This window comes from Micromonospora echinofusca, assembly GCF_017614955.1.
GTDB classification, from domain to species: Bacteria; Actinomycetota; Actinomycetes; order Mycobacteriales; family Micromonosporaceae; genus Micromonospora; species Micromonospora echinofusca_A.
Genome location: NZ_WVUH01000289.1, coordinates 1 through 9,504, shown reverse-complemented (window position 1 = coordinate 9,504; position 9,504 = coordinate 1). Strand labels below are relative to the sequence as shown.

Sequence of the window (9,504 nt, the reverse complement as noted above, 5' to 3'; positions counted from 1 at the left end):
CCCCCGACCCGGACCCCGACCCCGGACTCGTGCTGGGCTGACGACCCGGCGAGCGGGCTGACGCAGGTTGACTGCGCGGGAGCGGGTTGACTGCGCGGGAGCGGGTTGTCGGCGCGGGCAGCGACCTACAGGCGGATACCGAGCAGCGCGTCGACCGTACGGGCGAACAGGGCCGGCGCACCGGCGTCGGCACCGGTACCGGCCAGTGCCGCCTCGGCCCACGCGTCGGCGACGGCCAGCGCACCGGGGGCGTCCAGATCGTCGGCGAGCCGGTCCCGTACCCCGGCCAGCAGCGCTTCCCCCGACGGCCCGGTGGCGGCCGACGCGGCGGCCCGCCAACGCTCCAGCCGGGTCGTCGCGTCGGCCAGCAGCTCGTCGGTCCAGGCCCGGTCGGACCGGTAGTGCCCGGCCATCAGCCCCAGCCGGACCGCCATCGGGTCGACCCGGTCGGCCCGCAGGCGGGACACGAAGACCAGGTTCCCCTTGGACTTGGACATCTTCTCGCCGTCCAGTCCGATCATGCCGGCGTGGACGTAGTGCGTGGCGAACGGCGCGGTACCGGTGAGCCGCTCGGCGTGCGCCGCCGAACACTCGTGATGCGGGAAGAGCAGGTCGTTGCCGCCGCCCTGCACGTCGATCCGGTCGCCGAGCAGGTTGAGCGCGATGACCGCGCACTCGATGTGCCAGCCCGGCCGGCCCTGCCCGAGCGCGCCGCCCTGCCAGGATGGCTCCCCCTCCCGGGCACCCCGCCACAGCAGCGGGTCCAGCGGGTCGCGCTTGCCGGCGCGCTGCGGATCGCCGCCGCGCTCGGCGAAGAACTCCAGCATCTGCTCGCGGGACAGGTTGGACTCGTACCCGAACCGGGGCGCGGCGGAGATGTCGAAGTAGACGTCGCCGGTGCCGTCCTCCAACCGGTACGCCGAGCCGTCCTTGAGCAGGGTCTCGACCTTCTCGGCGATGTCCGGGATCGACTCCACCGCACCGACGTAGTGGGTCGGCGGGATGATCCGCAGCGCCTCCATGTCCTCGCGGAACAGGGCGGTCTCCCGCATCGCCAGGACGACCCAGTCCTCGCCGTCGCGTTCGGCGCGCTCCAGCAGCGGATCGTCGATGTCGGTGACGTTCTGGACGTAGTCGACCGACAGGCCGTTGTCCCGCCAGACCCGCTGCACCAGATCGAAGGCGATCATCGTCGCCGCGTGCCCGAGGTGGGTGGCGTCGTACGGGGTGATCCCGCAGACGTACATGGTCGCGGTACCGGCCGGGCCCGCCGGTGTCACGGCCTGCCGCGCCGAGTCGTACAACGCGAGCGGCTGCCCGGTCCCCGGCAGCCGCGGCACCTCATGTCCCGCCCAAGTGTCCATGCCCGTCAGCCTATCCAGCTCCACCGGACGCCGGTGACAGCTCGAAAGTGATCAAGGTGACAGCGGTCAGATCGGCGGCCAGGGCATCGCCGGCCACCGCACCGGCGGTTGCGGGAACCGCCCGTCGGCCCGCAACCGGTCGATCCGGGACCGCAACGCGGCCACCTCGGAGACGGTCAGGTGCCCGGCCAACTCGTCGGCCAACCCGCCGTCCAGCTCACCGGTCAACTGCGCCAGCATCTCCAGCGCGTCCGGCGGCAGCAGCGCACCGGACCAGCCCCACAGGACCGTCCGCAGTTTCTCCTCGACGTGGAAGCTCACCCCGTGGTCGACGCCGTAGACCCGGTCGTCGGCGCCGAGCAGGACGTGCCCACCCTTGCGGTCGGCGTTGTTGATCACGGCGTCCAGCACCGCCAGCCGGGCCAGCCGGGGATCGTCGGCGTGCGCCAACGTGTAGGCCGCCCCGTCGTCGTCGCGGGCCGCCGCGACCGGGAACCAGCGCGGCGGCACCATGTCGGCCGGTACGAACGCGACCAACGGCTCGGCCCCGGACGGCTCCTCGATCCAGAGCTGACAGGCACCCGGCCCGAGCGGCCCGTCCCGCAGCACCGTCGGCGGGACCAGGTCCCAGCCGGTCGCCCGGGAGACCAGGTACGCCGACACCTCCCGCCCGGCGAGCGTGCCGTCCGGGAAGTCCCACAGCGGTCGTTCACCGCGCACCGGTTTGTAGACACAGCGCGCCGTCACCCCGTCCAGGGTCAGGAAACCCCGCAGCGTGGTGTTCGAGGCGTCGACCAGCCGGCCCTCCAGCTCGAACTCCCCGGACCGCAGCAGGCGCAGCGCGGCGCCCTCGTCGAGCCGGGGTTGCAGTTCGGAGCTGGTCACCGGTGGTAGCCGTTGTGCCGGGGGCAGAGGTGTCCGGCCGGGTCGAGCGGTTGGCCGCAGAGCGGGCAGGGGGGCCGGCCGGCGGCCACCACCCGGCGGGCCCGGTCGATGAAGGCCCGGACCGCCTGCGGGGTCAGCCGGACCCGCAACCGGTCGAGGTCGTCGTCCGGCTCGTCGTCGTCGGACTCCTCGTCGTCGTCGAGGTCGTCGTCGCCCAGCTCGCCCTCGGCCGTCTCGCCCGCCGCGATCGCCTCGATCACCACGGTGGCCGTGTCGACGTCGTAGGCCAGACCCAGGGTGCCCACCCGGAACTCCTCGTCGACCGGGGTGTCCAGGGGCTCGTTGTCGGAGACCACGGCCGGGGTGTCCGACAACTCCACCCCGAACCGGCGGGTCGCCTCGGCGAGCAGCTCCTCGAGCTTCTCGGCGAGCAGGGACACCTGGACCTTCTCCAGCGCGACACTGACCAGTCGACCGCCGCCACGCGCCTGGAGGAAGAAGGTCCGCTCACCGGGCGGGCCCACGGTCCCTGCGACGAACCGCTCGGGCGGTTCGAAAGCGTGCACCTGGTGGCTCATACCCACGACCCTATCCGGCCCGCTGAGCCGGCGCGTAGCCCACCGAGGGGGAATCGTGGCCGTTCCCGGGCCGCTCCGGTGGCCCCGCAGGTCAACGGCAGGGTCGGGATCCCGGTCACCGCGTCGCTCCCGCGCCGCCACCGACCGCTGCGTCCGAATCGGCCCGCCGTGACCGACGGCGGGACTTCCTCGCCGGCGGAACCAGCCCGGTCAGGTCCCCGCCGACGTCGTTGAGCCGGACCAGGAACGGCCGTACCGGCGTGTACCGGATGACGGTCACCGAGGCCGGATCCACCACGATCCGCTGGAACAGGTCCAGGTGCAGCCCCAGCGCGTCCGCCACGATCGCCTTGATCACGTCGCCGTGGCCGCAGGCCAGCCAGAGCGCGTCCGGCCCGTGCGCGGCGGTGACCCGGGCGTCCCAGTCGCGGACGGCGGCCACCGACCGGGCCGCCATCGCGGCCATCGGCTCACCGTCGGGGAACACCACCGCGCTCGGATGCTGCTGCACCACCGGCCAGAGCGGATCCTTGGCGAGCGTCCGCAGCGGCTGCCCCTCCCACGCCCCGTAACCACACTCGATCAGCCGTTCCTCGGCGACCGGCTCGGCGGCGGGCAGGGCCAGTTCCAACGTCTGCCGGCAGCGGATCAGGGGACTGGTCACCACGGCGGCCAGGGGCAGTCCGGCCAGCCGGGCGCCCGCCGCGGTCGCCTGGGCCCGGCCGGTCTCGTCCAACTCGACGGGCTGCCGCCCGGCCAAGCCACCGTCGGCGTTGGCCGTCGTACGGCCGTGTCGCAGAAGCAGAAGGGTCGCCACGTCCACCACCCTAGGCGGTGGACGGGGCGACCCCCAGCGACGGACCGCCGACGTGGCCCCGGTGTCAGGTGGCGCCGACCGGGGTCAGGTGGCGCTGATCGTGCCGGTCAGCAGCAACGCCAGCACCAGGCTGCCCAGCGCCACCCGGTAGAGCACGAAGACGTACAGGGTGTGGTGCGCCACGTAGCGCAGCAGCCAGGCGATGGCCGCGTAGCCGACCCCGAAGGCGATCACCGTGGCGACCACCATCTGCGCGACGCTCGGCACCGAGGTGCCCGGCGCCGCCGGTTCGAAGACGTCGCCGATGCTGAAGATGCCGGACATCACCACCGCCGGGATGGCCAGCAGGAAGGAGTACCGGGCCGCCGCCTCACGGGTGAGGCTGAGGAAGAGGCCGGCGGTGAGCGTGCCGCCGGACCGGGACACCCCGGGGATCAACGCCATCGCCTGGGCGAAGCCCATCACGACCCCGTCGCGCATCCGGAAGTCGGTGAGCGTCCGGGTCTGCCGGCCCCAGTACTCGGCGAAGGCCAGCACGAAGGCGAAGACGATCAGGGTGGTCGCCACCACCCACAGGTTGCGGGCGGTCTCCCGGATCTGGTCCTTGAACAGGAACCCGAACACCCCGATCGGCATCGACCCGATGATCACGTACCAGCCCATCCGGTAGTCGAGGCTGGCGCGTACCGAGGAGTCCCAGATGCCCACGATCCAGGTCCGGGCGATCCGGAAGATGTCCTTGGCGAAGTAGATCAGTACCGCCGCCTCGGTACCCAACTGGGTGACGGCGGTGAACGACGCCCCGGCGTCCCGCTCGAAGAAGATCGCGGAGGTGATCCGCAGGTGCCCCGACGAGCTCACCGGGAGGAACTCGGTGAGGCCCTGGACGATGCCCAGGACGATCGCCTCGATCCAGCTCACTCCCCCACCCCGGCCAGTTCCAGTGCCTCGGCGCAGGTCCGCAGGGTGGCGATGCCGCTGTCCCGGTCGGCGACGAAGAGGGTCACCGACAGGGTGGTCACCCCGGCGGCGGCGTACTCCCGCATCCGCTCGGCGATGCGCTCCTTCGGCCCGAGCAGCGAGGTGCGGTCGATGAACTCCATCGGCACCGCCGCTGCCGCGTCCCGCTGCCGCTTGGCCAGGTAGAGGTCCTGCACCTCGCGGGCGGCGTCGCCGTAGCCCATCCGGGTGGCGAGCTGGTTGTAGAAGTTCTGTTCCCGGCTGCCCATGCCGCCGACGTAGAGCGCGGCGTACCAGCGGACCAGCTCGGCGCAGGAAGCCACGTCGTCACCGACCACCACCGGCACGCTCGGCACCACGTCGAACCCGGCCAGCTCCTTGCCGACCTTGGCCCGCCCGGCGGCGACCGAGGCGAGCTGGTCGGCGGCGAACTCGGGGGCGTAGAACACGGCCAGCCAGCCGTCGGCGATCTCCCCGGCCAGCTCCAGGTTCTTCGGACCGACGGCGGCCAGGTAGATCGGAATGTGCTCGCGGGGCGGGTGGAAGCCGAGCCGCAGCGCCTTGCCCGGCCCGTCCGGCAGCGGCAGCGTGTAGTGGGCGCCGTCGTAGGCGACCTCCTTGCGGGCGATCGCCAGTTTGACGATGTCGACGAACTCCCGGGTCCGGGCCAGCGGCTTGCCGAACCGGACGCCGTGCCAGCCCTCGGAGACCTGCGGACCGGAGACGCCCAGGCCGAGCCGGAACCGGCCACCGGAGATCGCGTCGATGGTCGCCGCGGTCATCGCGGTCGCCGCCGGGGTACGCGCCGGGATCTGCATGACCGCGCTGCCGACGTCGATCCGCTCGGTCTGCCCGGCGATCCAGGCCAGCATGCTCGGCGAGTCCGAGCCGTACGCCTCCGCCGCCCAGACCACCGAGTAGCCGAGCCGGTCGGCCTCCTGGGCCAGGGCGAGATGGTCGGCGGGTGTACTCCACGCCGTCTGGTAGCCGAGGCTGAGCCCGAGTCGCACTGGTCCTCCCCACTTCGCAGCACAGGTCGCATCAGGTTACGCAACGCGACTCACGGGCCGGACGGCGGTCGTCGGGGCGATCCGGCGCGTACGGCGGCCCCACCGGCCCGGCGCTGCTGTCGGGAACCGGTCGAGTTCGGCGCCGACCGAGGATATCCGTACGCCGGTGTTCGAAATAAGGTTCACCCATGCAACAGCGACCGCTCGGCCGAAGCGGGCTGGCGGTTTCGCGGCTCGCGCTCGGCACCATGACCTGGGGCCGGGACACCGACGCCGATGACGCTGCCGCCCAGCTGAAGAGCTACCTCGACGCCGGGGGGAACCTGATCGACACCGCCGACGTCTACGGCGACGGGGACGCCGAGGCGGTCATCGGTTCCCTGCTGGGCAGCCTGGTGCCCCGCGACGACCTGCTGATCGCCACGAAGGCCGGGCTGCGTCCCGGCTCCCCCCGGCGCCGGGACGGTTCCCGGGGGCACCTGCTGCGGACCCTCGACGCCTCGCTGCGCCGGCTCGGCACCGACCACGTCGACCTCTGGCAGGTACACGGCTACGACCCGGGCACCCCGCTGGAGGAGACCCTCGGCGCCCTCGACCACGCGGTGGCCAGCGGGCGGGTCCGCTACATCGGGGTGTCGAACTTCTCCGGCTGGCAGACCGCCCGGGCCGCCACCTGGCAGGCCGCCTATCCCGGCCGCGCGCCGGTGGTCGCCGCGCAGATGGAGTACTCCCTGCTGGAGCGGGGCATCGAGCGGGAGGTACTGCCGGCCTGCGCGGAGCTGGGGCTCGGCCTGCTGCCCTGGTCACCGCTGGGTCGGGGGGTGCTCACCGGCAAGTACCGGCACGGCCGGCCGGCCGACTCCCGGGCCGCTTCGTCCCACTTCGAGCGGTTCGTGGCCCGGTACCTGGAGCCGCGCTGCTCCAGCATCGTCGAGGCGGTGGCCACCGCAGCCGGCGGCCTGGGCGTCTCCCCGATGGAGGTGGCGCTGGCCTGGGTACGCGACCGGCCGGGGGTGGTCGCCCCGATCCTCGGTGCCCGCACGGTGGGGCAACTGCTCGGCGCGTTGCAGGTGGAACGGATGAGCCTGCCGGCGGAGATCACCGTCGCCCTCGACGACGTCTCGGCGGTACCCGTCGGTTACCCCGAACGCGACGGCTGACCGCGACCACCGGCCACCGGCCGGACCCGGGGCGGGCGGGGGCCGGCGCCCGCACCGCCGTCCTGTCGAGCTGCTCCGTTTGTGCGGGCAGACCGCCCGGCGCCCTGCTCCGTCACCGGTACGGGCAGACCGTCCGGCACCCTGCTCCATCTGTGCCAGCAGCTCGACAGGACGCCAGTGAACCAGGACGACCCGGTCGCACCGGACGGACCGGGGCGGGCGGATGGCGACGCTCGGTGTGCCGGAGGCGTACCGGGGGTGGTGTCCGACCGGCAGTAGTAGGCAGGATGGAGGGCATGGACTACGAATACGCGCCGTTGCGGCTGCCCTCGAACGTCGACCGGCTGACCGCCGCGGCGCAGTTGGCGATCCAGGCGGAGTACTCGGGTTGGGAGCTGGCCCGGGTGCGACTGTTCCGGGACGGCACGCGGCAGGTGGTGCTACGCCGCCGGCTGGTCAACGCGACACAGCCGGGCCTGTCCTACTGACCCTCGCCCACACCCACCGCGCCCCGGGGACCGACCGGCCCCCGGGGCGACCGGCTCAGTGCGAGTGCCCGGCCTCGTCGTGGTCGTGGTCGTGGTCGAGGAACGGGTGCTCGTCCAGCCGGCCGACGAGGCGGTCGTCGGCCGCCGGCTGGAACGGTCCGGCCGCGTCGTCGTCGTCGAACGACTCCAGGTCGACCGGCGTGCCCACCTCGCTGACCATCACCACGCCGTCCAGCGGCTCCAGCTCCGGAATGTCGAGGGCGCCGAGCGAACCGTCCCCGCTCTGCAGCAGCTCCAGCACCGCCTCACCGACCCCCTCGACCGGCGCCGACTCGTCGTCCTCGGGCGCCGCCGCCCGGCGGGCCGCCTCGGCGACCCGGATCAGTGCCGCCACACTGGGCACCCGGTAGTCACGGCGCTGACGCACCGACAGCACCCGGGGGTGCGGGTCACCGGGCTCGGCGCCGTCCGCCCCACCCAGACCGACCCCGAAACGCTCGTCGGCCTCGTCCGGGTCGATCGAGTCGACGTCCCACGGCGTCACCTCACCGAACGCGTCGAGCAGCAGCTCGTCGTAGGCGAACGACGCGTTGTTCAGCGCGACGTACGCCTGCCAGACGTTGTCGTCGTCGACCCGGCCCTCGGCGGCCTTGACCGCGGCCAGGTGCCCCCGGGCGGCCTCGATCACGCGCTCCAGGGCAGCGTCCAGCTGGGCGTGCTGGTCGGTCATGTGTGGCAGTCCCTTCGTCATGGATCCCACGGGCCGGTCGGCCGGCGTCCGTGTGAGCGGGTGGTGGTGCGGTTCAGCAGTCGCGCAGGAACCGGTCGAGCACCCGCACGCCGAACTGTAGCCCGTCCACCGGCACCCGCTCGTCGATGCCATGGAACAACGCCGAGAAGTTCAGGTCCGCCGGCAGCCGCAGCGGGGCGAACCCGAAGCAGCGGATACCGAGCCGGGAGAACGCCTTGGCGTCGGTGCCACCGGAGAGCATGTACGGCACCGGCCGGGCCCCCGGGTCCTCGGCCAGCAGCGCCGCCGACATCGCCTCCACCAGCGCGCCGTCGAAGGTGGTCTCCACGGCCGGCTGGCGGTGGACGTACTCGATCTCGATGTCCGGGCCGACCAGCTCGCGCAGCTGCTGCTCCAGCAGCTCGGACTGGCCGGGCAGGCTGCGGCAGTCGATGGTGGCGGTGGCCCGGCCGGGGATCACGTTGTCCTTGTAGCCGGCGGCCAGCCGGGTCGGGTTGGCGGTGTTGCGGATGGTCGCCCCGATGATGTTCGCGATCGGACCGAGCTTGGCGATCGCCGCCTCCGGGTCGTCCGGGTCGAGTTCGATGCCGAGCAGGTCGGAGACCGCGTCGAGGAAGGCCCGTACGGTCGGGGTGACCACCACCGGGAAACGGTGCCGGCCCACCCGGGCGACCGCCTCGGCGAGCGCGGTCACCGCGTTGTCATCGTGCACCATCGACCCGTGCCCGGGCCGGCCCTTGGCGTGCAGCCGCAGCCAGTCGATGCCCTTCTCGGCCGTCTCGATCAGGTAGAGCCGCTGCTCGGAGTTGATCGAGTACGAGAAGCCGCCCACCTCACCGATCGCCTCGGTGCACCCGTCGAAGAGGTCCCGGTGCTGCTCGACGAGGTAGTGCGCCCCGTACTCGCTGCCGGCCTCCTCGTCGGCGGTGTAGCAGAGCACGATGTCCCGGGCCGGGCGGACGCCGGTACGCTGCCAGCCGCGTACCACGGCCAGCACCATCGCGTCGAAGTCCTTCATGTCGATCGCGCCCCGGCCCCACAGGTAGCCGTCGCGGATCTCGCCGGAGAACGGGTGCACCGACCACTCGTCGGCGTCGGCCGGTACCACGTCCAGGTGGCCGTGCACCAGCAGCGCGTCCCGACCGGGGTCGGTGCCGGGGATGCGGACCACCAGGTTCGCCCGGCCGGGCGCGGACTCGTGGACGACCGGGGTGAGCCCCACCTCGTGCAGCCGTTCCGCGACGTACTCCGCCGCCCGGCGTTCCCCGGCGCTGGTGGCGTTGTCGCCGGTGTTGGTGGTGTCGATGCGGAGCAGGTCACGGCAGAGTTCGACGACCTCGTCGGTCGGGCTGGGCGGGGTGGAGGCGGCGTCGGCAGTCATGGGTCGTTCTTACCAGCCGCGAGGGATCGACGGGGTGCCCGGCAGGCCGGGCCGGGTTTCGTGGGACGGGTGTGCGGGTACCGGCGGGGGCACCATCGTCAGCCCTGGAG

10 protein-coding genes are annotated in these 9,504 nt (G+C 72.8%); 2 read left to right on the top strand and 8 right to left on the bottom strand.

The genetic code is table 11. From position 1 onward, the window contains the following. Positions 1–125: 125 nt before the first annotated feature. The 6 genes from mshC to GSF22_RS25645 form a co-directional block, all read right to left on the bottom strand. On the bottom strand, positions 126–1,364 hold the full coding sequence (gene mshC, locus GSF22_RS25670; RefSeq protein ID WP_208816305.1) for a cysteine--1-D-myo-inosityl 2-amino-2-deoxy-alpha-D-glucopyranoside ligase: 1,239 nt from the start codon (positions 1,362–1,364) through the stop codon (positions 126–128). A 66-nt stretch (positions 1,365–1,430) separates the two neighbouring features. After that, positions 1,431–2,249: an SCO1664 family protein gene (locus GSF22_RS25665; protein WP_208816304.1), complete on the bottom strand. Its 819-nt coding sequence runs from the start codon at positions 2,247–2,249 to the stop codon at positions 1,431–1,433. Further along, a complete protein-coding gene (locus tag GSF22_RS25660; protein WP_208816303.1) occupies positions 2,246–2,827 on the bottom strand; it encodes a DUF3090 domain-containing protein in 582 nt (193 codons plus the stop codon). The genes GSF22_RS25665 and GSF22_RS25660 overlap by 4 nt, the downstream gene beginning before the upstream one ends. A gap of 115 nt (positions 2,828–2,942) precedes the next feature. Continuing rightward, positions 2,943–3,653 (bottom strand): MSMEG_4193 family putative phosphomutase, encoded by a 711-nt coding sequence (locus GSF22_RS25655; RefSeq protein WP_208816302.1) that lies wholly within the window; start codon positions 3,651–3,653, stop codon positions 2,943–2,945. 75 nt (positions 3,654–3,728) lie between these two features. Beyond that, positions 3,729–4,565, bottom strand: coding sequence for an undecaprenyl-diphosphate phosphatase (locus GSF22_RS25650; RefSeq protein ID WP_208816301.1), 837 nt, complete (start codon positions 4,563–4,565; stop codon positions 3,729–3,731). After that, positions 4,562–5,614 (bottom strand): LLM class F420-dependent oxidoreductase, encoded by a 1,053-nt coding sequence (locus GSF22_RS25645; RefSeq protein WP_208816300.1) that lies wholly within the window; start codon positions 5,612–5,614, stop codon positions 4,562–4,564. The genes GSF22_RS25650 and GSF22_RS25645 overlap by 4 nt, the downstream gene beginning before the upstream one ends. 188 nt (positions 5,615–5,802) lie before the next feature. Between GSF22_RS25645 and GSF22_RS25640 the strand changes: the two genes are divergently transcribed. After that, a complete protein-coding gene (locus GSF22_RS25640; RefSeq protein ID WP_208816299.1) occupies positions 5,803–6,774 on the top strand; it encodes an aldo/keto reductase in 972 nt (323 codons plus the stop codon). Between the two features lie 296 nt (positions 6,775–7,070). Next, positions 7,071–7,262, top strand: coding sequence for a DUF5703 family protein (locus GSF22_RS25635; protein WP_208816298.1), 192 nt, complete (start codon positions 7,071–7,073; stop codon positions 7,260–7,262). 55 nt (positions 7,263–7,317) lie between these two features. Here the strand turns inward: GSF22_RS25635 and GSF22_RS25630 are convergent, their stop codons facing one another. Together GSF22_RS25630 and GSF22_RS25625 are read right to left on the bottom strand one after the other, a co-directional pair. Beyond that, entirely contained in the window at positions 7,318–7,992 is a 675-nt protein-coding gene (locus tag GSF22_RS25630; protein ID WP_208816297.1) for a hypothetical protein, read from the bottom strand. Between the two features lie 73 nt (positions 7,993–8,065). After that, positions 8,066–9,394, bottom strand: coding sequence for a M20/M25/M40 family metallo-hydrolase (locus GSF22_RS25625; protein ID WP_208816296.1), 1,329 nt, complete (start codon positions 9,392–9,394; stop codon positions 8,066–8,068). Between the last annotated feature and the right edge of the window lie 110 nt (positions 9,395–9,504).